General features: G+C 67.0%; 20 protein-coding genes. 11 read left to right on the plus strand and 9 right to left on the minus strand.

Translation table 11 applies throughout. The features are described from left to right. Positions 1 to 32: 32 nt before the first annotated feature. The 6 genes from AC5RW2_RS08800 to AC5RW2_RS08825 are packed head-to-tail and all read right to left on the minus strand — an operon-like array spanning position 33 to position 6007. Complete coding sequence (locus AC5RW2_RS08800; RefSeq protein WP_493962905.1) at positions 33 to 659, minus strand: DUF4166 domain-containing protein; 627 nt, start codon at positions 657 to 659, stop codon at positions 33 to 35. Positions 660 to 696: 37 nt separating this feature from the next. Continuing rightward, on the minus strand, positions 697 to 1989 hold the full coding sequence (locus AC5RW2_RS08805; protein ID WP_493962904.1) for a DUF58 domain-containing protein: 1293 nt from the start codon (positions 1987 to 1989) through the stop codon (positions 697 to 699). Positions 1990 to 1996: 7 nt separating this feature from the next. Beyond that, on the minus strand, positions 1997 to 3022 hold the full coding sequence (locus AC5RW2_RS08810; protein ID WP_493962903.1) for an AAA family ATPase: 1026 nt from the start codon (positions 3020 to 3022) through the stop codon (positions 1997 to 1999). Then, the gene (locus AC5RW2_RS08815; RefSeq protein ID WP_493962902.1) at positions 3019 to 4284 is read right to left on the minus strand and encodes a DUF4350 domain-containing protein; all 1266 of its coding nucleotides are present in this window, start codon (positions 4282 to 4284) and stop codon (positions 3019 to 3021) included. The genes AC5RW2_RS08810 and AC5RW2_RS08815 overlap by 4 nt, the downstream gene beginning before the upstream one ends. Next, a complete protein-coding gene (locus AC5RW2_RS08820; RefSeq protein ID WP_493962901.1) occupies positions 4281 to 4964 on the minus strand; it encodes a DUF4129 domain-containing protein in 684 nt (227 codons plus the stop codon). Before AC5RW2_RS08820 ends, AC5RW2_RS08815 begins: the two co-directional genes overlap by 4 nt. Then, a complete protein-coding gene (locus AC5RW2_RS08825; protein WP_493962900.1) occupies positions 4961 to 6007 on the minus strand; it encodes a glycerophosphoryl diester phosphodiesterase membrane domain-containing protein in 1047 nt (348 codons plus the stop codon). The genes AC5RW2_RS08820 and AC5RW2_RS08825 overlap by 4 nt, the downstream gene beginning before the upstream one ends. A gap of 771 nt (positions 6008 to 6778) precedes the next feature. Between AC5RW2_RS08825 and mtrA the strand changes: the two genes are divergently transcribed. The 7 genes from mtrA to secA all read left to right on the plus strand — a co-directional run bounded on the left by mtrA (position 6779) and on the right by secA (position 16771). Beyond that, complete coding sequence (mtrA, locus tag AC5RW2_RS08830; protein WP_127511342.1) at positions 6779 to 7456, plus strand: MtrAB system response regulator MtrA; 678 nt, start codon at positions 6779 to 6781, stop codon at positions 7454 to 7456. Further along, positions 7457 to 9151 (plus strand): MtrAB system histidine kinase MtrB, encoded by a 1695-nt coding sequence (mtrB, locus tag AC5RW2_RS08835; protein ID WP_493949757.1) that lies wholly within the window; start codon positions 7457 to 7459, stop codon positions 9149 to 9151. After that, complete coding sequence (locus AC5RW2_RS08840) at positions 9132 to 10859, plus strand: LpqB family beta-propeller domain-containing protein (protein WP_493962898.1); 1728 nt, start codon at positions 9132 to 9134, stop codon at positions 10857 to 10859. The genes mtrB and AC5RW2_RS08840 overlap by 20 nt, the downstream gene beginning before the upstream one ends. 109 nt (positions 10860 to 10968) lie before the next feature. Continuing rightward, positions 10969 to 11796 carry a ComF family protein gene (locus tag AC5RW2_RS08845; protein WP_493962897.1) on the plus strand — a complete coding sequence of 276 codons (828 nt, stop codon included), beginning with the start codon at positions 10969 to 10971 and terminating at the stop codon, positions 11794 to 11796. A gap of 204 nt (positions 11797 to 12000) precedes the next feature. Next, entirely contained in the window at positions 12001 to 12723 is a 723-nt protein-coding gene (gene hpf / locus AC5RW2_RS08850; RefSeq protein WP_493962896.1) for a ribosome hibernation-promoting factor, HPF/YfiA family, read from the plus strand. 29 nt (positions 12724 to 12752) lie between these two features. Continuing rightward, on the plus strand, positions 12753 to 14003 hold the full coding sequence (locus AC5RW2_RS08855) for a winged helix-turn-helix domain-containing protein (RefSeq protein WP_493962895.1): 1251 nt from the start codon (positions 12753 to 12755) through the stop codon (positions 14001 to 14003). A 44-nt stretch (positions 14004 to 14047) separates the two neighbouring features. After that, on the plus strand, positions 14048 to 16771 hold the full coding sequence (gene secA / locus AC5RW2_RS08860; RefSeq protein ID WP_493962894.1) for a preprotein translocase subunit SecA: 2724 nt from the start codon (positions 14048 to 14050) through the stop codon (positions 16769 to 16771). Between the two features lie 14 nt (positions 16772 to 16785). On the opposite strand, the gene AC5RW2_RS08865 is transcribed toward secA, so the two are convergent. Continuing rightward, positions 16786 to 17412, minus strand: a complete 627-nt coding sequence (locus AC5RW2_RS08865) for an Rv3235 family protein (RefSeq protein ID WP_493962893.1) — start codon at positions 17410 to 17412, stop codon at positions 16786 to 16788. A gap of 38 nt (positions 17413 to 17450) precedes the next feature. After that, positions 17451 to 18176 (minus strand): LysM peptidoglycan-binding domain-containing protein, encoded by a 726-nt coding sequence (locus tag AC5RW2_RS08870; RefSeq protein WP_493962892.1) that lies wholly within the window; start codon positions 18174 to 18176, stop codon positions 17451 to 17453. A gap of 153 nt (positions 18177 to 18329) precedes the next feature. Here AC5RW2_RS08870 and AC5RW2_RS08875 point away from each other — a divergent pair, with 153 nt between their 5' ends. Continuing rightward, positions 18330 to 18890: a hypothetical protein gene (locus AC5RW2_RS08875; RefSeq protein ID WP_493962891.1), complete on the plus strand. Its 561-nt coding sequence runs from the start codon at positions 18330 to 18332 to the stop codon at positions 18888 to 18890. Positions 18891 to 18894: 4 nt separating this feature from the next. On the opposite strand, the gene AC5RW2_RS08880 is transcribed toward AC5RW2_RS08875, so the two are convergent. After that, positions 18895 to 19110: a helix-turn-helix domain-containing protein gene (locus AC5RW2_RS08880; protein WP_493949766.1), complete on the minus strand. Its 216-nt coding sequence runs from the start codon at positions 19108 to 19110 to the stop codon at positions 18895 to 18897. A 237-nt stretch (positions 19111 to 19347) separates the two neighbouring features. Here AC5RW2_RS08880 and AC5RW2_RS08885 point away from each other — a divergent pair, with 237 nt between their 5' ends. From AC5RW2_RS08885 to AC5RW2_RS08895, 3 genes are all read left to right on the plus strand, one after another. Next, positions 19348 to 19995 carry a CpaB family protein gene (locus tag AC5RW2_RS08885; protein ID WP_493962890.1) on the plus strand — a complete coding sequence of 216 codons (648 nt, stop codon included), beginning with the start codon at positions 19348 to 19350 and terminating at the stop codon, positions 19993 to 19995. Next, positions 19992 to 21314 (plus strand): CpaE/TadZ family protein, encoded by a 1323-nt coding sequence (locus AC5RW2_RS08890; protein ID WP_493962889.1) that lies wholly within the window; start codon positions 19992 to 19994, stop codon positions 21312 to 21314. Before AC5RW2_RS08885 ends, AC5RW2_RS08890 begins: the two co-directional genes overlap by 4 nt. 70 nt (positions 21315 to 21384) lie before the next feature. After that, complete coding sequence (locus tag AC5RW2_RS08895) at positions 21385 to 26217, plus strand: NAD-glutamate dehydrogenase (RefSeq protein WP_493962888.1); 4833 nt, start codon at positions 21385 to 21387, stop codon at positions 26215 to 26217. Position 26218 lies beyond the last annotated feature (1 nt).

A 26218-nucleotide genomic window follows, 5' to 3' on the forward strand; every position in this document is an offset into this window, starting at 1 on the left:
GCCGGCCGGGCTGTGTGGCGGGACGCGTGGCTTTAGCCTAATGAGGCTCGGACCGAATAGGTAAAGGAACCGTCGTATTCGAGCACGGTTCCGAATTGGCGTTGAATGACCTTCGTGCGGATGCGGAAACGATGGTCGGAGTCGTCCCACCATTGTTCGGTGAAGGCTGCAGCCTCGAACAAGAGCGGAAGCCGGACCGAGCGGCGACCGGCAGCAAGGCGGCTGCGGCGCGAAATGATCCGCATTCGGCCGCCGGTACCCACCGAGCACATCACGTCAGTGAGCAGACGGCCGCTGCGGCCCAGGGCACCAACGGCGGTGCCCAGACTGTCATCCCAGCTGGTCTGGTCCTCCATGATCCGGGTCCGGTTGTGGAAGTGGAGCGTTCGGACGGCGGTCAGCTGCGGCTGGCCGGCGGCATTCTGCGAGGCTCGGTTTTCGATGCTGAAGGGCACATCGTGCTGGTACTCGGGGAACAACGCGTTGTCGCTGCTGGCCAGGCCGAGGAAGGGCCGCAGCGCCGGGACCGGGCAACCCGCCACGTCGAACGTTCCGGAACCGACGCCGCTGACCGTGGCACCGTCGTCGTTCTCCGCAGCAGGCGCTAGCGAGAAGTACTGCTGCAGTTCGGGCTGGAGCCGCGCGAAGTCGGCTCCCATGGCCCTTTGGTGCACGGACGCTGCGGTGCGCATGAGGTTACAACCGTCCGGCGGCCTTGAGCCGGATATACATGTCGGCCAGCTGGGGCGGCAGCTCGTGCGGGGGAGCGTCCACTACTTCGGCGCCGAGCTGGCGGATCTGCGCAGCGACGGCAGCCCGCTCCAGCACGGCGCGCTCGGCAGCGGCTGCGCGGAACGTGTCATCGGCTGTGTCACGCACGGTGCGCAGCCTGTCCACGTGCGGATCGCTGACCGAAGCGACCACCACGGTGTGCTTGGCGGTCAGCTGGGCCAGCACGGGCAGCAGCCCCTCCTCGGCCGCGCCGGAATCCAGTGCGGTGAGCAGCACCACCAGGGACCGGTGCGAGGACAGGGCATGGATTTCGGCAGGTATCTGCGACCAGTCCGCTTCGATGAGCTCCGGGTCCAGCGGGGCCATGGCGTTGACCAATTGGTTGAGCAGATTGCCTTTGGCCGCGGAGGCGACTTTGGCCCGTGGCCGGCGGTCGAAGGCCAGGAAGTCCACGCGGTCGCCGCCGCGTTCGGCGAGCACCGCCAGGAGCAGGGACGCTTCGATTCCGGTGTCCAGCCGCGGCTCGTCTTCGATCCGCGCGGCCGAGGTACGGGAGGTATCCAGCACAATCACCACACGGCGGTCACGTTCCGGCCGCCACGTGCGGACGACGACGGCCTGCCGCCGGGCGGTGGCGCGCCAGTCGATGGAACGCACATCGTCACCGCGAACATAATCGCGCAGCGAATCGAACTCGGTGCCTGCTCCGCGGATCTGGACCGCCACGCGTCCGTCCAGTTCGCGCAGCTTGCGCAGTTTGGATGGCAGATGCCGCTTGGAGTGAAAGGGCGGCAGCACCCGCAGCCGGCCGGGCAGGCTAATCGTGATTTGCCGAGCGGCCACGCCGAGCGGTCCGAGCGACCGGACGGCCACGTGGTGTGCCAGAAGGTCGCCGCGGCGTCGGGGCGTCAGCTGGACCTCGAGGAGGCGCCGTTCGCCCGGCGAAATCCGCACGCGCTGGTCGGGATTCGCGGCTCCGGCCGAGGGCTGCCAACCGTCGCGCACCACCGCCCGCAAGGGCCGGCGGCCATGGTTGGCCAGCAGCAGCTGTGCCGTCACTGATTCGCCCAGCCGGACATTCGCCGGAAGCCTCCGCTGCAGCCCCACCCTGCGTGGTGACAGCGCCAGTGTCAGGTCCACGCCGACGGCAGCGGCCAGCAGCAGGCACCACCATAGAGCCGTGGCCGGCCGCGGGAAGAGCAGCAGCGGGATGGTGCCCGCCAGGGCCAGCAGGACAAAACGCCCGGTAATCGCCACGGCGTGCTCAGCGGGGAACCGGCACGGTGGCCAGGATGCTCTGCAGCACGTCGTCAGCCTGGACCCCGTCCATCTGCGCCTCCGGCCGCAGGCTGACGCGATGCCGCAGCGCCGGCAGGGCAAGTGCCTTGACATCGTCCGGGGTCACGAAGCCGCGCCCGTTCAGCCACGCCCAGGCCCGGGAGGTATTGAGCAGCGCAGTGGCGCCGCGCGGCGAGACGCCCAGCTGGAACGACGGCGCGGACCGGGTGGCGCGGACCAGGTCAACAATGTAGCCGACCACCTCGGGCGCGATCGCCACCCGGGCCACGGCGGCCCGGGCCTGGACCAGGTCCTCGGCGGAGGCAACGGCCCGCACGCCGGCGCCCTGCAGGTCACGCGGGTCGAAGCCCAGGCTGTGCCGGCGGATGATCTCAATCTCGGCGTCCCGGTCCGGCAGGTTCATGGTCAGCTTCAGCAGGAAGCGGTCCAGCTGGGCTTCCGGCAGCGGGTAGGTGCCTTCGTATTCCACCGGGTTCTGGGTGGCCGCCACGATGAACGGTTCGGGCAGCTTCCGCGACGTGCCGTCCACCGAGACCTGGCGCTCTTCCATGGCTTCCAGCAGCGACGCCTGGGTCTTCGGCGGGGTGCGGTTGATCTCGTCGGCCAGCAGGATATTAGTGAACACGGGACCCTCGCGGAAACGGAATTCGGAGGTGTGCGTGTCGTAGATCATCGAGCCGGTAACGTCGCCCGGCATCAGGTCCGGGGTGAACTGGATCCGCTTGGTATCAAGGCTCAGCGCAGCGGAGAGTGAGCGGACCAGCAGCGTCTTGGCCACGCCGGGCACACCTTCAAGCAGCACATGCCCGTGCGAGAGCAGGGCGATCAGCAGCCCGGTAACGGTGGCGTCCTGGCCCACCACGGCTTTGGCCACTTCGCTGCGCACATCGTGCAGGGCCTGGCGCAGGCGGTCGTCGTCGGACGGCGGAGTGGCCACGGCGGGACCGCTGCCGTACTGGGCCGCCTGCCACTGTCCAGTCTGTTCGCTCATCGGTGCCTTACCTCTTTCTCTAGCTGCTGAAGTTCTTGGGCCCAAGCCACCAGCTGGGCTTCGGTCCCGGGCGCCTCGTGGCGCAGGAGGCGTTCCAGTTCTGCCCGCGGGCGGCCGCTGTTCAGGGCTACCGCATTGACGACGTCGGCGCTGCTGGCTCCCGCGGGAAGGCGCAGCTGGGCGGCCAACCGGGTCAGGGTGGCCGCGCGCAGGTTGTCCGCGGCATGGCCCACTGCCTTGGCATTCTGGTAAAGCCGGGCGCGGCCCTCGATCGTCTCGGCGGAGCGGACCAGGACCGGCAGCGGCTCGGACACCAGCGGGCCGAGCCGGCGCCCGCGCCAGAACATGGCAACGATGCCGACGGCCATCAGCCACAGCGATACGGGCAGCACCCATCCCGGCAGCAGGCTCATCGGGTTGACCGGGGTGTCGGCCACGGGCATGTCCTGCGGGCCCGCCCGGTACCAGACCAGCCGGTCCGTGGCTCCCAGAGTGTTAAGCGCCAGCGCCGCGTTGCCTGCAGGGACAATGGCTTCGTTGCTGAGCACCTGGCCGGCCCCCAGAACCACGGTGGCACCGTCGTCGGACAGCACGTACGGTGCGGCGTCACCAGCGGCCGTTGCGAAGGCGAAACACCTTTCGCTGCCGCCGCGGTAGGAGAGCCCGCCGCGGGTGATCTCACCGGCCGTGGTGGGGCCGGGCAGCCGGCAGGCCGCCCGCAAGTTCCCGCCTTCGGCAGGGACCACGCCCGCTGCCCGCACACCGGGGGCAAGAGCCCGCAGCGCCTCGAACCCGGGTTCGAGCAGCACAATGTGGTCGGCCTGTTCCTTCAGCGGTTCCAGTTGCTCGGCCGCGAGGTAACTGTTTGGATCATGGACCAGCAAAGTGGCGCCGGGCGCGCGGAGTTGGTCGCGCGTTTCCTGCAATGAAGCGGTGACATCAACCTGCACGCCTTGCTGGCGCAGCACTTCGGCCACGGCTTTGGCCCCGTTGGGAGCGGCGTTGCCGGGGGAGAGGTCGGCACGGTCGGCTGCCGGGCCGCGGAGCAACTCCAGGGCGACGACGCCGCAAAGCAGGACCAGCAAAACGAGCCAGAAGCTCCAGCGGCGCAGCCGGTTGCGGAGCGTGGCCCAGACGGTGCCGCCGTCGCCGATGGTTTCCGGCCGGGCGCCGGAGGCGTGGCCCGCTGCTCCGCTTGCCGGGCTTCCGTCCAGGGGAACGGGAACCGCTGCCGGTGCCGCGCTTGTTCCTGCCTGGCTCATCGCGGGACCGCCAGCGGCGGGATGCCGGCGCCGGCCCCGGCCGCGCCGGGCGACGCTGCAGCCAGGGAATCGTCCAGGGCGGCCAGCCGTTCGACATCCTCCCGGGATGCAGGAACCTTGCCATAACGCACTGAGTCAAAACGGTTGGCCGCGGTCCGCAGCCGACCGGCTTCGGTACTGAAGGCAACAGCGATCCCGGCGGCCGCCTCGTCGGCGGTCCGGCCCGGCTGCGGATCCAGCACCACGCGCTCTTCCATCGAGCGCACCAGCGCGCGGAACCGCTCGGCGAGGGCTGTGTCCCAGTCGCCTCGGGCCGCTGCCTCGCGGGAATTCCGGCGGTGCTCGTCGGCTGTGAGAGGCGCGGCGGCGTCGAAAATTTCTGCCGCTGCACGGCGGCGGGCGTTGCGCCGCGGTTTGACCACCCACACGGCCGCGCCGATCAACAGCAGGGCCGCCAAGACCAGGATCAACGTGCCCAGGTTCGGGCTGAAGCCGTTCAATTGTGAGATCAGCTCGCCGAACCAGTCGAGGATGCCCTGCAACACCGATTCCAACACACCGGGTCGGGCGTTCTGGTATTCCTCCTTGGCCAGTTCGCGGACCAGCAGCTCGCGCGCCTCGTCCGGGCCCGGGTTTACCAGGGCGGCCGCGAGCGCCAATGCTGCCGGGGACACCGTCACGGCCCCCACGGCCCGGCTCGACCCGGGACCGCGGAACCTGGCGCCGTTCCGGAGCCGAGTCCCGGGATGCTGCGGGTGTCCTGGCCGCCGGAGGCTTCGTGCTCGCGCAACAGCACCACGTCGAACCCCTCGCGGCGGATCCGCAAGTCGATGTAGACCAGCGCGATCACTGCGGCCTGGAAGGCGTAGCCAATGGCCGAGAAGATCGAAGACAGCAGCATCGAAACCAGCGTGAGCGGGCCCATGGTGGACAGCATGCTCTCGGTCGACGTCGGATCTCCCAGCAGCGGGCCGGCCAGCCCAATGATGAACGAAATCGGCATGCTGACAACGGAGGTGATCACCGTGACGATGATGGTGCACAGCAGGATGATGCCGAAGGTCCGCCACCAGCTGCGGTTGGTCAGCTGCCAGGACCGGGCGAGCGCGCTGAAGAGCGGTGCACGTTCCATGATGATGACCGCCGGGGCCAGCATCAGCTTGATGCCGACCCAGATGGACACCGCCGTCAGCGCGAGAATGATCAGCACAATGATCCAGACCGAGGACACGCCCAACTGGTCGGCCAGGAAGAACGAGCCGGCAATAATCACCACCAGCGCAAAGGCCGTCAGGGCCAAATACAGCAGGCCCAGGCCCGCCAAGGCTCCGATCCGGCCCTTGGCGAGTTCAAACATCAGCCGGAAGCTGGTTTTCTGGTTGACCGCCGCCCTGGCCGTGGGAATGGCGAGCACGCCTTGCAGGACCAGGACCCCGACACTGGACAACAGGCCCAGGACCAAGGAAGAGATGATGATGGAAAGCCCGAACGCCAGCGCGGATTCATCCGTGAGTTCCTCGTTGGCCATGACCTGCAGGCCGCCGAAGGCCGAAATGATCAGTCCGCCCACCAGCCAGGCCAGCGCGCTGATCACTACCTGAAGCAGCACCGCCGTGCCGAAGACGGCCGCGGCGTTCTTGCGGGCAGCTTGGAAAGCGCCGTCAAGGATCTCGCCCACGCCGAGCGGGCGCAGCGGGATGACGCCCGGTTTCGGCGGAGCCACGTAACCGCGGTATGGCCCCGGCCCGGTGGGTGCCGGCCAGCCGCCGCCTTGCTGGCCCTGCCACGAGCCGGGCTGCTGCCACTGCCACGAGCCGGGCTGCTGTCCGCCAGTTGTCGGTTGCCCCCAGGACTGGCCTGGCTGCCCCCATGGCTGTCCGGGTGCGGGTTGCCCCCACGGCTGACCGGGCTGCCCTGATGGCTGTCCGGGTGCGGGTTGCCCCAACGGCTGACCGGGCTGCCCTGATGGCTGTCCGGGTGCAGGCTGACCCCACGGCTGCTGCTGGTTCCATCCGGGCTGGGCGGGCGGTGTCTGCTGGCCCGGCTGCGCCCACGGTTGTTGCGCGGCAGGTCCCGGCTGTCCCCACACCGGCTGCTGTCCCCACGCCGGTTGAGCCGGCGCTGCCGGCTGGCTCCAGGGCGGCTGCCCGGCCGTATCCTGCTGGCCCGGCACCTGCTGACCGGCATCGTTGCGCTGACCGGCCGGTTCGGAGGGCACACCGCCGCTGGAACCGGCGCCGCCGGAGCCCTGCCGCTGCGGATCCCTGCTGTCGTGCCCGGCGTCGTTGGCCCCGTGGCTCATCGCGTTCCGTCTTTCTGATCTTGTATGGCCGACTGCGGGAGGCCGTCGGCGAAGTGTTAGCCTCTCATCAGCCTATAGTTTCGGTCCGCGAGTTCCTAGAATCCCGGAGCGAGGCCGGCCGTGGGCCGCTTTTGGTGCGCCCGGTGCGCCGTTACGGCAGGAATTCAGTGAAATAGGGGACAATTAGGAGCTATGAAGGCACGCATTCTGGTCGTAGACGACGACGAGGCCCTGGCCGAGATGATCGGCATCGTGCTGCGCAACGACGGTTTTGATCCGGTGTTCTGCGCGGACGGTTCCCAGGCGCTCGAGGTCTTCCGCAGCAGCAAGCCCGATCTGGTGCTGCTCGACCTGATGCTGCCGGGATTGGACGGGATCGAGGTCTGCCGGCAGGTGCGCGGCGAATCGGACGTCCCCATTGTCATGCTGACGGCCAAGGCGGACACGTCGGACGTGGTCCGCGGACTGGAATCAGGCGCCGACGACTACGTGCCCAAGCCGTTCAAACCGGCAGAACTCGTGGCGCGCGTGCGTGCGCGGCTGCGCCCGGGAGACCAGCGGGCCCCGGAGACGCTGCGGATCGCCGACGTCGTGATCGATGTTGCCGGCCACGTGGTGCACCGCGGGGACGAGAGGATCTCGCTGACCCCGCTGGAATTCGACTTGTTGGTGGCACTCGCGCGGAAACCGTGGCAGGTGTTCACCCGTGAACTGCTGCTGGAGCAGGTCTGGGGCTACCGCCACGCCGCAGACACCCGGCTGGTCAACGTGCATGTCCAGCGGTTGCGCTCCAAGATCGAGCGCGATCCGGAAGCCCCCGAAGTGGTGCTCACGGTTCGCGGCGTCGGATACAAGGCCGGCCAAGGGTAAGTGGAGCCGGTTCTCAACCGGTGGAAAGCCAAGCTGAAGGCGGCAGCTGAGGCCGCTTGGCATGCCACGTTGCAGGGCCGCGACTTCCTGAATCGGAAATGGCGGCGCTCGCTGCAGTTCCGAACGGTCACTGCGGCCGTCCTGCTCACCGCCTTCGCGTTCCTGGGCGTGGGCGCATTCCTTTCCAGCCAGATCGCCTCCGGACTGTACCAGGAACGCGTGAACCAGGCCGAGGCCGAGTCCCGGCGCGGCCTGTCCCAGGTCAAGACCATCTTCGAAAGTTCCTCCGCCAGCGACCGTGCCACGGTGGCCAGCATGGTGGGGGACACGCTGAAACTGCTGGAGGGCACCGGTGCGGAAGCCCCGCGCTATTACCTGCTGACACCGCTGCCGGGCGGGCAGAACCTCTATGTGTTCAGCCAGTCCAACACTTCCATCACCGCCAACATCATCCCGGAGGGGCTGGCCAAAGAGGTTGCCACCGGCAGCGGCCAGTACCGCCAGGCCCTCGCGTTGCCGGTGGGTGACAGGGATGTGCCGGCCATCGGCTTCGGCACCCAAGTGCAGCTGCCGCCGGGCAACGCCTACGCGTTGTACTTGGTCTACGACCTCTCCTCCGTGCAGCAGACGCTGGACTTTATCCACCGGGTGCTCTGGATTGGCGGCGCGCTGCTGCTGGTCCTGGTCGGCGGCATCGTCTGGCTGCTGACCCGTGCGGTGGTGCATCCGGTCAGCCAAGCAGCGATCGTGTCGGAGAAGCTGGCCGCGGGTCAGCTTCAGGAGCGGCTGGAAGTCCGGGGCGAGGACGAGCTGGCGCGGCTGGGGGCGTCCTTCAACCACATGGCCGGCAGCCTGCAGGAGCAGATTACGCAATTGGCCACGTTGTCCGAGATGCAGCAGCGGTTCGTGTCGGATGTCTCGCACGAATTGCGCACTCCGTTGACCACGGTCCGGATGGCCGCCGAAGTGCTGTACGAATCGCGCGAGGACTTCGATCCGATCAACGCCCGCTCCACGGAGCTGTTGTACAACCAGGTGGAGCGCTTCCAAGCGCTGCTGGCCGACCTGCTTGAAATTTCGCGTTTTGACGCCGGTGCCGCCGCGCTCGACGCCGAGCCGACGGATCTGGTGGAAATCGCCCGCACCGCGCTTGACGCTGCGCAGCCGCTGGCGGACAACTGCGGTTCCGAACTGCGCCTGATCGCACTGGAACCGCGCTGCATCGCGGACATGGACCGCCGCAGGATCGAACGGATCCTACGGAACCTGATCGTCAACGCCTTGGAACACGGCGACGGCAACCCGGTGGAGCTCACCGTGGGGGCCACCGAGGAAGCAGTTGCCGTCGCGGTCCGGGACTACGGCATCGGCATGACGCCGATGGAAGCGTCCAGGGTCTTCGACCGCTTCTGGCGCGCCGACCCGGCGCGGGCGCGGACCACCGGCGGCAGCGGCCTGGGACTGTCGATCTCCACCGAGGACGCGCGTCTGCACGGCGGCTGGCTTCAAGCGTGGGGTGAACCCGGCAACGGAGCTTGCTTCCGGTTGACCTTGCCGCGGCACAGCGGCGGCACGCTGACTCATTCGCCGCTGCCGCTGCCGCCCGCCGGAGCCAACGGCATGCATGGGCATCTGGCAGCGGAGAATGTACTTCTTGAACAGCAGGAGGAAAACGGTGTTCCGGACCCCAGCTGAGCCCGCCCGCGTGAGCCGGCTGCGCGCCGTCGTCGTTATGGTCTTGGCCATGCTGGCGCTGGCCTCCTGCTCCTCCATCCCGATGTCGGGGCCGGTAGCCACGGTCCAGTCCGACTCCGGCGAGAGCCGGGGGACCGGATACACCTTCAACCCGCCGGGGCCGGCGCCCGGGGCCGACCCCAAGGACATTGTCGAGGGATTCATCCAGGCGGGCACGGCGCCGCAGGACGACTATCGGATAGCGCGGGAGTTCCTGGCCCCGGATCTGGCGGGCGAATGGCAACCGGTGGAACGGACGCTGGTGTACCGAAACGTCGTCAAGACCGTGGGTTCCCCGTCCGAAACCGAGTTCGTGCTCCAAGTGGAAGTCGACACGTCCATTAACGAATCAGGCGTGCGCACGCAGGCCGAGGATGGCGCCACCGAATCGCTGCCTGTGGAACTCACGGAGGTGGACGGCGAATGGCGGATTTCCAGCATTCCGGACGGAACCATGGTCTCCACCGTGGACTTCCGCACGTTGTTCTCCCCCTACAACCTGTACTTCTACGACCCCACGTACACCTACGCCGTCCCGGACGTGCGCTGGTTCGCCAACCGGCAGGGAATTTCCGCGGCGATCGTCGCCGCCATGTTGGACGGGCCGGCACCCTACCTGGCGGGCGCGGTGATCAGCGCCTTCCCTGAAGGATCGCAGTTGGTGCGCCGGGCCGTGCCGATCGAATCGGGTGCTGCCAGCGTTGACCTCTCCGCGGAAGTCCTGACCGGCACCACGTTCCTGCGCCGACAGCAGATGCAGCAGCAACTGGAATTGACACTGGGCGAGCTCAATACCGTCTCCACGGTGCGGATGACCGTGGACCAGCGGGACGTGGACCTGGGCAGCGGACCCGATCCTCAGTTCCAGGCCGCGGTGACGGACCCGGCCGTCGGCAACGTACAGATCGGGATCCTGAACGAGGAATTGGTCTTTTACGAGGGGTCGCGACCAGTCAAGCCCGAGGGCCTGCCATCGGTCGAACGGCTGAGCCCGCGCGAGCCGGCGATGTCGCTGGACCAGGAGCGCTTCGCCTTCCTGACCGCCGAGCGCAACCGGATGTACGTGATCGGCAAAGACCGCAGGGTAGTGGAAGCGGCGTCCGGGAGGGAGCTGACCGGTCCCAGCGTTGATCCCTTCGGCTGGGCCTGGACCGCTGCCGGCGACGCCAGCGGAAAAGTCTCCGCGGTCTCCATCGAGGAGCCGGACGAGGTGGTGGCAGTCGGCGCCCAGTGGCTGACCGAACGGACGGTGACCGAGCTGCAGATCTCACGCGAAGGATCCAGGGCTCTGATCATCACCCGGGAAGGAGAGAGCACCGCGGTGTACATAGCCGGTGTGGTTCGGGACCGGGACGGGCGGCCGCGCGGCATCACCACCCCCAAGCGGCTGAAGGCCTCGGTGCCGGTAGACACCGGCGTCTGGGCGGATGAGGACACCGTTATCGTCATGCGGTCCTCGGCGGAAGAGGCAGTGACCGCGGAAATCCTGCATCTGGACGGCAGCAGCCTGCGGACCGCCCCCCTGCAAGCCATGGTGGAGATCAGCGCCGGCAACGGCGACCAGGATGTTTATGCCCAAACGAATGAGATGCTCTACATCCGGGTCGGCAACAGTTGGGCCCCGCAGCGCAATTCGCCGTTGGTCATCGACCCGTCCTTCCCCGGGTAGCCTCGCCTCCACAGGCCGCCGTGGCCTCCGCTTTGTCCACATCCGGCCGGCACCAGTGGCCGGAGGTGCCGGGGGACGGCAAGGCTTGGTGCATGGCGGGGAAACGGTGATGAGGACGACGACGGAGGCGGGAGCCGGCCTGGACCGGCTGTATTTCAGCCCTCCGGCCCAAGCACTGCGGATCTGGTCCGGTCAGTTCGGACGGCTGCTGCTGCCGACCGACTGCGTAGCCTGCGGTGCGCCGGATCATGTGCTGTGCGCTGCCTGCAGGCAGCGGCTGCGGCGCGCTACTGTGCACCCGGTGACGGTCGAGGAGACGGCCGGATCACTGCCGCTGGACGAGGCCGGCCGGCCGCTGCCGGTGACGGCGGGCGGGCCCTACCGGCGCGAACTGTCCCAAGCGGTGCTGGCGTTCAAGAATCATGGCCGGACCGAACTGGCCCCGGTGCTGGCCGTCGCGTTGGCGGGCGCCTTGGACGTCGCGGCCGAGCGTGCCGGACGGCCCGCTGACGCGGTGTTGGTGCAGGTTCCCACCCGCGGAATCTCCCGCCGGCGCCGCGGCTATGATCCGCTGCAACTGCTGCTCTCCCGATTGGAACGGCGGGGACTGCTGCCGGCCGGACTGCAGCTGCTGCCCGCCGTCCGGCCGGTGGGCTCGGGGAGGCGACTGATCCGGTGGCGTTCTCCGGCCGGGCAGAAGTCGCTGGGCCGGTCAGCCCGGCAGCGGAATGTTGCCGGCAGCATGGCCGTGCCGCCGCGATACGTACCGCTGATCGCAGGGCGCGGCTGCCTCCTAGTGGATGATGTGCTCACGACCGGGGCGACGATGGCGGAGCTGGCCAGAGCGATCCGTGCCGCCGGCGGACATCCGTTGGGAGGAGCGGTGCTGGCAGCTGCCTCGGCGCCGGCCGGACACGCCGGCGGGCCCTCCCTGTGAGCGCCGCAGGGTGCCGGTGCGGACGCCCCGGGACGGATCGGGGAGGAAATGTTCGATATAAACCGGCTAAAGGATGAATAAACAGCATCCGTGATCTAACGTGAGGTATGGGCTCCCGTAAAGGGAGGATTCCCGTCTTCAGCGGCTGAAAGGAGTTTCTCTTTCAGTCGCTGTTGTGTCATCTAGGCAACGATGGAGGGCACCATGGAATTCAACATCAACGGCCGCAACCTGTCTGTTTCGGATAGGTTCCGCGAGTACGCTGAGGAGAAGATCTCCAAGATCGAGCAACTGGGCGACAAGGTCCAACGGCTTGATGCCAAAGTCACCAAAGAAGCCAATGCCCGCAACGCCGAGAGCTCGATGACGGTCGAACTCACCGTGCTCGGACGAGGCAGCGTCGTCCGTGCCGAGGCCAAGGCAGCGGACAAGTTCGCAGCTTTTGACATCGCCTATAACAAGCTTCTGGAGCGCCTGCGCCGCGCTCGGGACCGCCGCAAGGTGCACCACGGACGGCATACTCCGACCGCCGTCCACCAGGCCACCGCCACGCTGGAACCAGCCAGTACGGATGCCCCGCTGCATGAAACGCTGGCCTCCGCGGCCGCTAGCGAGGAGCGGGCCGAGGAACGGACCGGCTACGAGATTGAAAACGACGTCCCTGCGGGAGACTCCCCAGTGCTGATTCGCCGCAAGGTCTTCCCGGCCGTGGCAATGACCCTTGATGATGCCGTCGACAACATGGAACTGGTGGGGCACGACTTCTACCTGTTCATCGACAAGGCAACCAATGCGCCCAGCGTGGTCTACCGCCGCCGCGGCTGGACCTACGGCGTGATTACCCTCGATGCCGATTGCAGCGCCGAAGAAGCCAAGGCGCGTGAAGAGTTGCTGGCCTACCGCTCGCCGGAGAGCGCTAACGCCTGACTGCCGCCGGGGCTGCCTAATATGAAGGCATGACAGCCCGCATCAGTCTGGCCCAGGCCCGCCGCATTGCGCTGGCCGCCCAGGGACTGGCCAAGGAACGGCCCACCGGTCTTGTTACAGCAAGGCAGGTGGGCCGGACCTTTGACCGCATACGGCTGCTGCAGATCGACTCGGTGAATGTGTTGGTGCGCTCGCACTATCTGCCGTTCTTCTCCCGGCTCGGCGGCTACGACGTCGACATCCTCCACCGGCTGGCCGGGAAGGCGCCGCGGCGCATGATCGAGTACTGGGCCCATGAGGCCAGCTATATCAAGCCCGGGGATTTCGCCGATCTCCGCCAGTGGCAGCGGCGCCGCTGGGTGGGCGCGTCCGGAATGGATCCGGACCTCGTCCAGGACTTGACCGCTCGGATCCTGGACGCGCTGGCCTCCTCGCGTGGCCTCACTGCCCGGGCGGTGGCAGACCGGATCGGACATGAAGAGATCCGGGCCAAGACCGACTGGGGCTGGAACTGGAACGCGGTCAAGCGGGTGCTGGAGGCACTGTTCGAACAGGGGCGGGTCAGCGCTGCTGCGCGCACACCGCAATTCGAACGGCTCTACACCCTGACCGAAAGGGTGCTGCCCGCGCCGCACGACGCCGGGCACCGGCCGGATCCGGAAGAAGCGATGCTCCGGCTGACTGAAGCCGCGGCACGGGCTCACGGCATTGGGACCGTCAAATGCTTTGCCGACTACTTCCGGGTCCCCGCTCGGGCCGCGGCCGGGGCGGTGCGGGCGCTGGAGGCCGATGGCACGCTGGAACGCGTACAGGTGGACGGCTGGAATGCGGACGTCTACCTGCATGCCGATGCGGCACGGCCGCGGCGGGCCACGGGCCGGGCGCTGCTGAGCCCCTTCGATTCGATGGTTTTCGAACGCCAGCGGGTCGAACAATTGTTTGACTTCCGCTATCGGATCGAAATCTACACGCCGGCGGCGAAGCGGACCTACGGTTATTACGTCCTGCCGTTCCTGTTGGGCGACCGGTTGTGCGCCCGGGTGGACTTGAAAACGGACCGGAGCACGGGCAGGCTGGTGGTCCGGTCCGCGCATTCCGAAGAGGACGCTCCGGCCGGCACAGCTGCGGAGCTGGCAGCCGAGCTCGCCGCCATGGCCGGATGGTTGGAGCTGGAGAGCGTTGTGGTTGAGGGCCGGGGCGATCTGGCTGCCGGACTGGTCCGGGAAGTGGCGAAACGGGCCCGGGGAACCAAAACCGTGCCCGGGACGTCTCTCACGTAGACTGAACTAGCCAGAATTCTGCGCGACTGACTGGGAGCAATGTAGTGCCAACGATTCTCGAGCGTGTGCTTCGTACCGGCGACAAGAAGACGCTGAAGAGGCTGCGCGGCTACGCCGATGCAATCAACATCTTGGAAGAGGACTTCAAGTCCCTCACGGATGCCGAGCTGCGCGCGGAAACCGACACGCTGAAACAGCGCTACCAGGACGGCGAGTCGCTGGAGGACCTGCTCCCTGAAGCCTTCGCTGCGGTCCGCGAAGCCGCCAGCCGCACGCTGGGGCTGCGCCACTTCGACGTCCAGCTCATGGGCGGGGCGGCCCTGCACCTGGGCAACATCGCCGAGATGAAGACCGGTGAAGGCAAGACGCTGGTGGCTACCGCACCGGCCTATCTGAATGCGCTCACCGGCAAGGGCGTCCACGTCGTGACGGTCAACGACTACTTGGCCGAGTACCAGTCTGATTTGATGGGCCGTGTCTACCGCTTCCTCGGCCTGACCAGCGGCTGCATTCTGGCCAACCAGAATCCGGCCACCCGCCGCGAACAGTACGCCGCGGACATCACCTACGGCACGAACAACGAGTTCGGCTTCGATTACCTGCGCGACAACATGGCCTGGAGCCGCGACGAACTGGTGCAGCGCGGACACCACTTTGCGATCGTGGATGAGGTCGACTCGATCCTCATCGACGAGGCCCGTACCCCGTTGATCATTTCCGGCCAGGCCTCCGGCGACGTGAACCGCTGGTACACCGAATTCGCCCGCGTGGTGATGCGGCTGAAGGACACCGAAGACTACGAAGTCGACGAGAAGAAGCGCACGGTCGGCGTGCTCGAGTCCGGCATTGAGAAAGTCGAGGACTACCTCGGCATCGATAACCTGTACGAGTCGGCGAATACCCCGCTGATCGGGTTCCTGAACAACGCCATCAAGGCCAAGGAACTGTTCAAGCGGGACAAGGACTACGTGGTGCTCAAGGGCGAGGTCCTCATCGTCGACGAGCACACCGGGCGCATTCTTGCCGGCCGGCGCTACAACGAAGGTATGCACCAGGCGATCGAGGCCAAGGAAGGCGTTGAGATCAAGGCCGAGAACCAGACCTTGGCGACCGTGACGCTGCAGAACTACTTCCGCCTCTACGGGAAGTTGTCCGGCATGACCGGAACGGCCGAAACGGAAGCCGCCGAGTTCATGAGCACCTACAAACTCGGCGTGGTGCCGATCCCGACCAACAAGCCGATGGCCCGCATCGACCAGTCGGATCTGATCTACAAGAACGAGATCGCCAAATTCGACGCCGTGGTGAAGGACATCGCAGCACGCCACGAAAAGGGCCAGCCGGTCCTGGTGGGCACCACGAGCGTGGAGAAGAGCGAGTACCTGTCCAAGCAGCTCGCCAAGCAGGGCATCCGCCACGAAGTGCTGAACGCGAAGAACCATGCCCGTGAAGCGGCAATCGTCGCCCAGGCCGGCCGCAAGGGTTCGGTCACGGTCGCGACCAACATGGCCGGCCGCGGCACCGACATCATGCTCGGCGGAAACGCCGAGTTCAACGCAGTGGCTGAACTGGAACGCCGCGGCCTTGACCCGGCCGAGAACGCCGAGGAGTACGAGGCCGCCTGGCCGGCGGTTTTGGAAGCGACGCAGAAGTCAGTGCAGGCCGAGCACGACGAAGTCAGGGCGCTGGGCGGGCTATACGTGCTGGGAACGGAACGGCATGAGTCGCGCCGCATCGACAACCAGCTCCGCGGCCGTTCGGGCCGGCAGGGCGATCCGGGCGAATCGCGCTTCTACCTGTCCTTGACCGATGACCTGATGCGGCTGTTCAATGCCGGCGCCGCCGAGCGGATCATGAATTCCTCGCGGATGCCCGACGACGTGGCGCTGGAGTCCAAGATGGTGTCCAAAGCCATCCAGAACGCCCAGGCTCAGGTCGAGGGCCGTAACGCCGAGCAGCGCAAAAACGTGCTGAAGTACGACGACGTACTCAACCGGCAGCGCGAAGCGATCTACAACGACCGGCGGCGGATCCTGGAGGGCGACGACCTGCATGAAAAGGTCTCGTTCTTCCTCGAAGACGTGGTGACCGCGATGGTCAACGAAGCCACGCAGGAAGGCCATGGCGACGACTGGGACTACGAGCAGCTGTGGACCAACCTCAAGCAGCTCTACCCGATTGAACTGACGATCGACGAAGTGTTGGAAGAAGCCGGCGGGCGGTCCAAGGTCACGGCGGATTTCCTGCGCGCAGAAATTGTCTCCGATGCCAAGGTCTCCTACGCACAGCGCGAGCAGGCCCTCGGATCCGAGACGATGCGCGAATTGGAGCGGCGCGTGGTGCTCTCGGTGATCGGCCGGAAGTGGCAGGAACACCTCTACGAAATGGACTACCTCAAGGAAGGCATTGGCCTGCGCGCCATGGCGCAGCGCGATCCGCTGGTTGAATACCAGCGCGAGGGATTCGTCATGTTCCAGGCGATGATGGAGTCCATTCGTGAAGAGAGCATCGGCTATCTCTTCAACCTGGAGGTCCAGGTTCAGCAGCCCGCCGAGGTGACTGCGCCGGGTGTGGCGGACGCCCGCGCGGCAGCGGGGCCGCAGATCCTGGCGGCAGGTTTGGAAGCTCCGCAGCGCCCTGCCGCGCTGCAGTTCACGGCACCGACCGCCTCCGGGGAGGCCGAGACCCGGGTTGAGCGCCAAAGCTCAGCCAAGGCCGAGGCCGCCAAGGACAAGCGGCCCGCGAAGAGTGGCAAACGGCGGAAGTAGGCGGGCGCTGGCGGTCAGCCGATTTCCAAGGCCGTGACCTTCCACAGCCCTCGGACCAGTTCCAGCCGTAGTGCGATGGCCCGCACGCGGCGGGCTTCGGCAACCACCAGCGACGCTTCGTAGGCGCCCTCGGCTGCCCGGCAGACCCGGGAAGAACGAACCACGGCGCTGCGGTGCAGCCGCAGCGCCGCGCCGCCTCCAGACCGGAGTTTGGCCTGGTGCGCCTTCACGATGTCGGCACGGTGCACCAGCTTTTCGTAGCTGGCTGGATCCAGCCAGCGGGCCAACTGCTGGACCGGCCGTGTGCCGGCGGCTGCTTCCAGGCAGGCCTGCGCCACGGACCGGGCCGTCGCCGTTACATGGCGCAGTTCGGCTTCCGCTTCCGGGTCCGCAGCAGGATGCAGTTGGACCGGGGGAGACACAGCCAGAGGTCCGGCCGGCCGGTCCGCTTCGGTGGGGTCAGGTCGCTTGGGCCGCAGCCGGATGACGGGCGCGAAGCCGTCGGGCCCAGCCGGATTAACCCGCCGTACTGTCAGCGGCCGGGGTGCGCCGCTGGCGGGTGCCAGCGAGTCCGCCTGGGCAGCGGCCTCCGTGTGCTCTGCCCTTGTCTGTGCGGCCGGGAGCCGTCGAACGTTGTCCATGTCCTGCCCTTTCATTCCATGGGTAGTGCGGCGAAGTTTTAGCGCGGTGGGGGAACGGCGAGGATTTGCCCCGGCCTGATCAGCGAGGGGTCATGACCGATGGTCATCCGGTTTGCGGCATGCCAGTCCGGCCACCGTTCGGCAATCTCCGCGTCCGTCGCCAGCGGACCCAGCTCAGCAGCCGCGAGATGCCACAAGGAGTCTCCGGCCGTGACGGTTACGGTCCGCGGGCTTTCAGAATCATGCCGGTTGAGCGGCTTGGCGACGATGCCGGGCGCCGCTGCCGGAGGGGCCGGTTGCCAAGAGGGATCAACAGCCTCACCGGCAGGATGGGTCGGTTGCCACAGCGGATCGATGACGCCCGCGTTGGTGGGGACAGCGTTCGCGGGGGCGGTGGAAGCCGGCATTCCAGCCCTGCTCGGCGTGGGGGAACCATGCGCAACGGGGACAACCATCAGGTTGAGTCCGACGACGGCGCCCGCCAAACGCAGTAGGAAGGCAGGACTCGCGGCGGCTGAGAGTGCTGCCAGCCGCAGGTGTCCGGTTCTAGCCAGCATGGCGCCGGCTGCCGCAGCTGCCAAGCCGAGGAGAAGCCAGCACAGCACAGCGGCACCGGCGCCGATGGAGAGAACTGCCAGCGCGTCCTGATAGTTGTGCGGTGGCCACAACGAGCCGGAACCGAAACCTGCCCCGGCAAGAATCAGCACTGCACCGCTCCCGAAGATGAGCCCTGCGGTCACGAGATCGGAGACGATTCTGCGCATCGGATGCCCCTTCGATCGAATGTTGATTCATTCATTTGTAGCCGTTTGGCGTCATTTGTTGCGCTTAGGACTCATATAATCGCACTCAGCCCACGTTGTGTAAAGAGGTGCGCTCGATTGACGTTGTTCGCCAGTGGTTCTTAGGCTTGCGCCATGCGATGGGATGCGCTGTTCGATGATTTGGAGGCACAGTTGCACGCCGCGGACCGGCTGGAGCTGGAAGCAGAGGTCAACGAGCGCACCCGGATTGAGCTGGCCGCCGTGGATCTCGCCAACAGGCTGCGTGGACAACTGGGTACGCAGCTGCGCGTGAGTGTCGCTACAGACCTTAGGTTCTCCGGAGCACTGGCCCACGTGGGATCTAGCTGGCTAGTGCTCAACGAGCGCATGCGGAGCGTGCTCGTGCCGTTGGCTTCCGTGCAGCTGATCGAAGGCATGGGCCGGCATTCGGTGGCGGACGTGTCCGCAGCGCGCCGGCTTGGGCTCGGATCCGCACTGCGGGGGCTCGGCCGGGACCGAGCCCTGATAGGCCTTTATCTCGCAGGCGGCTCGGGCACGGTGGCGGCTGAGGGTGTGATCGACAGGGTAGGGGCTGATTCCTTCGATGTCGCTGCCGTACCTTCCGGTGAGGACCGGCGCGCGGCCAGTGTCCGTTCGGTCCTCACCGTGCCGTTCACGGCCATCGCGGCGCTCGTTTCGCGACGTCTGGACTGAGGGCTCACTCAGCGTTCGATTTGGCTTCTTCGATCATCCGCCGGGTTTGGGCGTACTTGTCCTGAATGTACTGGTCCAGCACAACCTGCTCCACCCGCCATTGGCCCCGGCCGCCGATCTGGATGGCGGGCAGCTCGCCGCTGCGAACCAGGGCGTAGGTCTGCGACGAGGAAATCTGCAGCTCTTCGGCCACATCGGCCAGAGTGAGGAACCGTGGCATGGACAGATCCTTCGGAACGGGAACGGTTTCCCCCATTATGGCATCGTTTGATGCCATTTGACGGAGCTTAGGCTTTGCTGTTGACGCGGCCAGTTTTCCACAAATCGCGCACGGAACAAGCGGGCGCGGTTCCCAAGCAGCACCGGCTCGACCAGAATGGTGCCACCCGCCGTCCCGGAGCACGGGTTCGGACCGCAGCATCGCTGTCCGTCCGGGCGCGGGGAGGGGGGAAGGTCCATGAGCGCTGCCATCTCGGAAAAAGCCGCAGTACCACGACTGAGGCGCCCGTCTTGGAAAGACCCACGGCTGCTGGTGGGGCTGCTGCTGGTTTTGGCTTCCGTGGCCGGGGTCTCCGCGCTGGTGGCCACTGCCGACCAGACCGTGGGTGTACTGGCAGCCAAAACGGACATCGCGGTAGGCCAGCCGGTCTCGGCTGAGGACCTGATCATTGTCGACGTCAGGCTGGGCGAGGCTGCAGCCCGCTATCTGCCCGCGGAATCCGGGCTGCCGGCCGGCGCGGTCGCCACTGCGCTGGTCCGTGGCGGGGAGCTGCTGCCGGCGTCGGTGCTGGGCACCGCTGATGACCTGGACCGGAAGCCGATCGGACTGAACATTGACAGCCCGCTGCCGGAGGGCGCCGGCCCCGGCTCCAGGGTGGACGTCTGGGTGTCCCTGCCCGATGGCCGGAACGGCTTCGACCAGCCAGAGCTGCTGCTGGCCGCGGCCGAGGTATCGCAGCTGGCCGAGGCCACCACGGCGTTCGGCTCCTCCGGCGCGGAACGGCTGCACGTGCTGGTCGGGGACGACGCCATGCCTGCGCTGCTGCACGCGCTTGCCAACGGCGCCCGGATCAATGTGGTGCTCAACCCGGGCGGCACCTCATGAGCCTGCCGGTCCTCACCTTGGGTACGGCGGCGGCGGACTTCGTCTCCGGCCTGGAGCGGCTGCACGGTCCGGTGACGGTGGTCCGGCGTTGCACCGAGCTGGCGGAATTATTGGCGGCGGCGCAGTCCGGGCTGGCCCGGGCTGCCATTGTCGCCGGCCAAACCCAGGACCTTGACGGCGCGGTGCTGGAGCGGCTGCACAGCGCCGAGGTCTCCGTGGTGGCGCTCACCGACGACGACGGCGAACGGCTCCGGCTTGAGGCGCTCGGCGTCCACACCGGCGCGGAGACGGTCGAGCCCGCGGCCTTGGCTGCACTGGTAGCCGAGTCGGCCGCGCAGTTGCAGGGTTCAGGGCCGCCGGTTGGAGCGGCGGGAGCTGCCGGCCTTGGACTGGCCGGGTTGGCAGACCCGGCCAGGGCGCTGCAGCCACGCGATGCCGACCCGGTGCAGCCTGAACCGCCGGCCGCGAAGGGCGAATTGGTGGCTGTGTGGGGGCCCGCCGGGGCTCCAGGCCGCACTACCGTGGCGGTAAACCTCGCCGCCGAATACGCAGCTGCCGGGCAACGGGCCCTGCTGGTGGACGCGGATACCTATGGGGCCAGCGTGGCAGCTTTCCTCGGCCTGCTGGATGAATCTGCGGCCTTGGCCCATGCCTGTCGGATGGCGGACCAGGGGGTGCTGGATAGGCAGGCCTTCGAGCGGGTCTGCCTGAAGGTGGCGGTGACCGGCACCTCGCTGCGGGTGCTGACCGGGATTACCCGGGTGGACCGCTGGACGGAGCTTCGGCCGTCGGCTTTGGGAACCGTCCTGGAGTTGGCGCGCGGCGTGGCGGACGTCGTCGTGGTGGACTGCGGTTTTTCGCTGGAGCACGAAGAGGAGCTGAGCTTCGACTCGATGGCTCCGCGGCGCAACGGTGCCACCTTGCGGGTGCTGGAACTGGCCGACCGGGTGCTTGCCGTCGGCAGCGCCGATGCCGTGGGATTGCCGCGGCTGGTCCGGGCCCTCGACGAACTGGAGCACGCGGTTCCTTCGGCGCCCGCGGAGATAGTGCTCAACAAGGTCCGGGCGGCAGCAGTGGGTGCGAGGCCGGAGGCGCAGTTGCGGGAGGCGTGGGAGCGGTTCGGGCCGGTGCGCGAGATCCGTGCCCTGCTGCCGGCCGACCCGGCCGCGGCCGATGCCGCGCTGCTGGGCGGCTCGGTCCTGCTGGAGTCGGCACCGGGCTCTGCGCTGCGCCATGCCATTGCCGGGTTGGCAGGAACCAGGTTGTCGGCACCCAGGCGGGGACTCCGCCGTCGGGCCTCGGTCAAAGTGAAGTTTTGAACGCGCCGCGTTAGGCTTGCGCAAGGACCGCAAAGGCGCGGTTTGGACCCACCTATCGGAGGCGTTTTACATGTCGACTGGATCCAGCATGGCGGATCTGTCCAGCTCAGCAACGAACGATGAGGAATTCATCGCCAAATACTACGAGCACCTGGCGGCGGAGGACGCGGCCAGCTACAGTCCCGAGGTGCTCAGTTCCCGGGCGCTGGCGCACCGGGAACTGGCCGCCCACCGACCGCCGGCCCAACCGGTGATCGGGATCCATGACGAACCCGACGCCAGCGTCGTCATGATCGTCACCGATGACATGCCGTTCCTGGTGGATTCGGTCACCGCTGAAGTGGTGCGGCACGGCCTTGCCATCCGGATGATTATGCACCCGACTTTTGTGGCAACCCGCGACCGGGACAGCCACGACCTGACCGGCGTGGAGCGGGTTCCGGCCAGCGCCGGAGTCTCCAGCGGTGACACGGCAGCGCTGCCGAATCTTGCCTCGTTCGAGGCCGGCAGCGACAAGGTCCTGCGGATTGAATCCTGGATGGCGGTGGAGACCGCCCGCATCGACCCGGCGAAGGCCGCCGAGCTGGAGGCCGGGCTCAAGCGTGTCCTGGCTGACGTCCGCGCCTCGGTCGAGGACTGGCCGGCCATGCGCCGGCAGGTGCGGCAGGTTGCCGCGTCGCTGGATTCCGTGGCTGGTGCCGAGGAGATTCCCGATCTGGACGAGGCCAAGGCGCTGCTTGAATGGCTCGACGACGGCAATTTCACCTTCCTGGGCTACCGCGAGTACGACCTCGTCACCGAGGACGGCGAAGACGTCCTGCTGGTGCGTCAGGACAGTGGCCTGGGCATGATGCGCCGCACCAGCGATGCACGCCGCGTCCAGCACCTGACCGAAGAAGGCCGCGCCCGCGCCCGGGAGAAACGCGCACTGGTGATCACCAAGGCGAACTCGCGCTCCACCGTGCATCGCCCCGCGTACCTGGACTACATCGGGGTCAAGAGCTTCGATGCACAGGGCAACGTCGACGGCGAGCGCCGCTTCATCGGTCTCTTCGCCACCAGCGCATACAACCGGTCGGTGAAGAACGTCCCGATTGTGCGGCAAAAGGTTGCCGCCGTGCTGCGGCACAGCGGTTTCCCGCCCGATTCCCACTCCGGCAAGGACCTGCTCTCGATCCTGGAAACTTATCCGCGCGACGAGCTGTTCCAGATGGACACCGACGAGCTGGCAACGACGGCGATGGGCATCCTGCGGCTGCAGGAGCGGCGTCGGACCCGGCTGTTCCTGCGCGCGGATGTCTACGGCAGGTTCGTCTCGGCGCTGGTGTTCCTGCCGCGCGACCGCTACACCACAGCCGTCCGCCTGCGAATCGAAGAGGAGCTGCGCCGCACCTTCGACCCGCAGAGCATTGACTATCAGGCGCGGATGTCCGAATCCGCCCTGGCCAGGCTGTTTTTCCGCATCCGGCTCAAGCGGGAATCCGGGGTGCCGAAGGTCGATACCGCCGACCTTGAGCGCCGGCTGGCCCAAGCCTCGCGGTCTTGGTCGGAGGGCATCGACGAGGTGCTGCGCGCCAACTTCGACGCCGAGAGCGCCGCCCGGCTCTCGGCAAACTGGAAGGACGCGTTCCCGCCCAGCTACCGGGTGGACTATGAGGTGGAAGACGCGCTTGAGGACATCAGCCGCTTCCGCAGCTACGAAGCTGGCGAAGCCGGGGCCGCCCCGGTCCTGCACGTCTACGTTCCGGAGAAAAGGACCGATGTCCTGGCCCCGGACGCCCGGCTGAAACTGTACCTGCCCGAGGCGCGGTCGCTGAGCAACATCATGCCGGTCCTGCAGAACACCGGGCTGGAAGTGCTGGACGAGCGGCCCTTCGAGATCATGACGGCCGACGGCGAAGACTACTTCCTGTATGACTTCGGCCTCCGCTACCCTGCCGGCGTTGATCCGATTGCCACCGGCAGCCTGCTCGAAGATGCCTTCGGCGCCGCCGTCACCGGGCGCAGCGAATCGGACGGCTTCGATCGGTTGGTGTTGGCCGAGGGAATCGACTGGCGCCAGGTGGCAGTACTGCGCGCCTACACGCGCTACTTGCGCCAGCTGGGCAATCTGGTGTCCTACGCGTTCGTGTCCGACACGCTGTTGGCCAATCCCGCTGTGGCCCATGCACTGTTGGCGGTGTTCAACGCCAGCTTTGATCCGGATCTCGACGGCGACCGCGAGGCGGCGATCGAGGCAGCCCGTGCCGACCTGGCAGCGGGCTTGGAAGCCGTACCGACCCTGGATGCAGACCGCGTCCTGCGCTCGCTGGCCAATTTGATCGAGGCAACGCTGCGCACCAACTACTTCCAGAACAAGCCGTACTTCAGTTTCAAACTCAGTCCGGCGCGGATTGAAGGCGCGCCGTTCCCGCGGCCGAAGTACGAAATCTGGGTCTATTCGCCGCGCGTCGAAGGCGTCCACCTGCGGTTCGGCGAGGTCGCCCGCGGCGGCCTGCGTTGGTCCGACCGGCGCGAGGATTTCCGCACCGAAATCCTGGGACTGGTTAAGGCACAAACGGTCAAGAACGCGGTCATCGTGCCGACCGGCGCCAAGGGCGGGTTCTACGCCAAGCGGCTGCCGGACCCAACCGTGGACCGTGCCGCCTGGATGGCGGAAGGACAGGACAGCTACCGCACCTTCATCCGCGGCTTGCTGGATATCACCGACAACCTGGTTCGGACAGAGTCCGGACAGGAAGTAGTGCCGGCCGAGCGGGTGGTCAGGATGGACGGCGACGATACCTACCTGGTGGTCGCAGCCGACAAGGGAACCGCGAGCTTCTCCGATATCGCCAACGACATCTCGCTGGAGTACGGCCACTGGTTGGGGGATGCGTTCGCTTCCGGCGGTTCGGTTGGCTACGACCACAAGGCAATGGGCATTACCGCCCGCGGAGCGTGGGAGTCGGTCAAGCGGCACTTCAGTGAGCTCGGCGTCGACACGCAGGCCGAGGACTTCACCGTCGTCGGGGTGGGCGACATGAGCGGCGACGTGTTCGGCAACGGAATGTTGCTCTCCGAGCACATCCGGCTGGTCGCTGCCTTCGACCACCGGCACATCTTCCTGGACCCGGATCCCGACGCCGCCGCCTCCTTCCAGGAGCGCCGCCGGCTGTTCGAGCTTCCCCGGTCGTCCTGGGCGGACTATGACGACAAGCTGATTAGCGCCGGTGGCGGTGTCTACCCGCGATCGGTGAAATCGGTTCCGGTCTCCAAGCAGGTCCGGGAAATACTCGGTTTGGATCCGCAGGTCACAAGCATGAGCCCGCCCGAACTGCTGCAGGCCATCCTGAGGGCACCGGTGGATCTGCTGTACAACGGAGGCATCGGCACCTACGTTAAGGCGTCGACCGAGTCGAATGCCGAGGTCGGCGACAAGGCCAACGACCCCATCCGGGTCAACGGCAACGAGTTGCGGGTCAAAGTGATCGGCGAAGGCGGCAACCTGGGCATGACCCAGCGCGGGCGGATTGAAGCCGCCAGCCAGGGGATCATCCTCAACACCGATGCCATCGACAACTCGGCCGGCGTCGACTGCTCCGACCACGAGGTCAACATCAAGATCCTGGTGGACCAGATGGTCGCCGCCGGAAAACTGCCGGTGGAGGAGCGGGCCGGCCTGCTGCACTCGATGACCGAGGAAGTCGGACGGTTGGTGATCCAGGACAACATAGACCAGAACATCCTGCTGCTCAACGACCGCCAGCGCATCACCGAGGCGAGCCCGAGCTTCGAACGCCTGATGGACTGGCTGGAGAACCACGCGCAACTGGACCGGCAGCTGGAATCGCTGCCGACCACCGAGGAGCTGCACGAACGGATCGACGCCGGTCTGGGCCTGACCTCGCCGGAACTGTCTGTGCTGGCGGCCTACGCCAAGATCGAATTGACCCAGGCCCTGAGCGTCAGCAATTTGGCCGACGACCCGTATTTCGACCGGGTGCTGCAGGGCTACTTCCCGCAGGAATTGGTCGAGCGGTTCGGCGATGAGCTGTCAGGGCATCCGCTACGGCGGGAAATCATCGCCACCGTCGTGGCCAACGACATGATCAACATGGGCGGCATTACCTTCGCGTTCCGCGTGATGGAGGAGACCTCGGTCTCGGAGGCCGACGTGGCGCGGGCCTTCGTGGCGCTGCGGGAGATCTTTGAATTCGACAAACTGGTGGAGGAGCTCAACGAGCTGCCGGCCAGCTTCCCCACGGACCTGTGGTGCACAGTCCACCTGGACATGCGCCGTTTGCTGGACCGGTCGGTGCGTTGGTACATCCACCATGTCGACAGCGGTAAGCCGGTGGCAGACGGTATCGCTGCGTTCAAGCCGCAGATGGATCCACTGCGCAACCAACTGGTCAAGTACCTGCGCGGTGACGACCTGGCACGGGTGCAGGGATGGCTCTCCAGTGCGGAAGAACGTGGGCTGCCCGAAGAGATCGCGCGGCAGTGGGCTGAGCAGTTCGAAAGCTTCGGATTGCTCGACGTTGCCCGGATCGCCGGACAGGTGGACGAGCCGGTGGAGTCGGTCGCTCAGGTCTACTACACGGTCTACGACCGGTTCGCCGTGGACGATCTGCTCGAGCGCATCACGGCCTTGCCGCGGGAGGACCGCTGGCAGTCGCTGGCCCGGGCTGCCATGCGCGATGACCTGTACACCACGGTCACCGATATCACCATGGCCGTGATGCAAAGCACCCAGCCAGGGGAGCAGGCGGAAGCCAGGCTCGACGAGTGGGAGCAGGCCAACGCCGAGAACATCAAGCGTGCCAGGGACATGTTCGAAGAAGTGAACAAGCTCGAGCACGACGACATGGCCTCCTTGTCCGTGGCTCTGCGCCTGATGCGTTCGACAGTGCGGCGGTAGC

Source organism: Arthrobacter sp. B0316-1-20 (genome assembly GCF_059091865.1).

Excerpts from the sequence above, each read along its gene's own strand:
- AC5RW2_RS08895 (WP_493962888.1), top strand. The coding sequence starts at position 21,385 with ATGTCGACTGGATCCAGCATGGCGGATCTGTCCAGCTCAGCAACGAAC.
- AC5RW2_RS08815 (WP_493962902.1), bottom strand. The coding sequence starts at position 4,284 with ATGAGCCAGGCAGGAACAAGCGCGGCACCGGCAGCGGTTCCCGTTCCC.
- AC5RW2_RS08810 (WP_493962903.1), bottom strand. The coding sequence starts at position 3,022 with ATGAGCGAACAGACTGGACAGTGGCAGGCGGCCCAGTACGGCAGCGGT.
- AC5RW2_RS08870 (WP_493962892.1), bottom strand. The coding sequence starts at position 18,176 with ATGCGCAGAATCGTCTCCGATCTCGTGACCGCAGGGCTCATCTTCGGG.
- AC5RW2_RS08865 (WP_493962893.1), bottom strand. The coding sequence starts at position 17,412 with ATGGACAACGTTCGACGGCTCCCGGCCGCACAGACAAGGGCAGAGCAC.
- AC5RW2_RS08855 (WP_493962895.1), top strand. The coding sequence starts at position 12,753 with ATGACAGCCCGCATCAGTCTGGCCCAGGCCCGCCGCATTGCGCTGGCC.
- AC5RW2_RS08875 (WP_493962891.1), top strand. The coding sequence starts at position 18,330 with ATGCGATGGGATGCGCTGTTCGATGATTTGGAGGCACAGTTGCACGCC.
- mtrA (WP_127511342.1), top strand. The coding sequence starts at position 6,779 with ATGAAGGCACGCATTCTGGTCGTAGACGACGACGAGGCCCTGGCCGAG.
- AC5RW2_RS08885 (WP_493962890.1), top strand. The coding sequence starts at position 19,348 with ATGAGCGCTGCCATCTCGGAAAAAGCCGCAGTACCACGACTGAGGCGC.
- AC5RW2_RS08890 (WP_493962889.1), top strand. The coding sequence starts at position 19,992 with ATGAGCCTGCCGGTCCTCACCTTGGGTACGGCGGCGGCGGACTTCGTC.
- AC5RW2_RS08800 (WP_493962905.1), bottom strand. The coding sequence starts at position 659 with ATGGGAGCCGACTTCGCGCGGCTCCAGCCCGAACTGCAGCAGTACTTC.
- AC5RW2_RS08880 (WP_493949766.1), bottom strand. The coding sequence starts at position 19,110 with ATGCCACGGTTCCTCACTCTGGCCGATGTGGCCGAAGAGCTGCAGATT.
- hpf (WP_493962896.1), top strand. The coding sequence starts at position 12,001 with ATGGAATTCAACATCAACGGCCGCAACCTGTCTGTTTCGGATAGGTTC.
- AC5RW2_RS08845 (WP_493962897.1), top strand. The coding sequence starts at position 10,969 with ATGAGGACGACGACGGAGGCGGGAGCCGGCCTGGACCGGCTGTATTTC.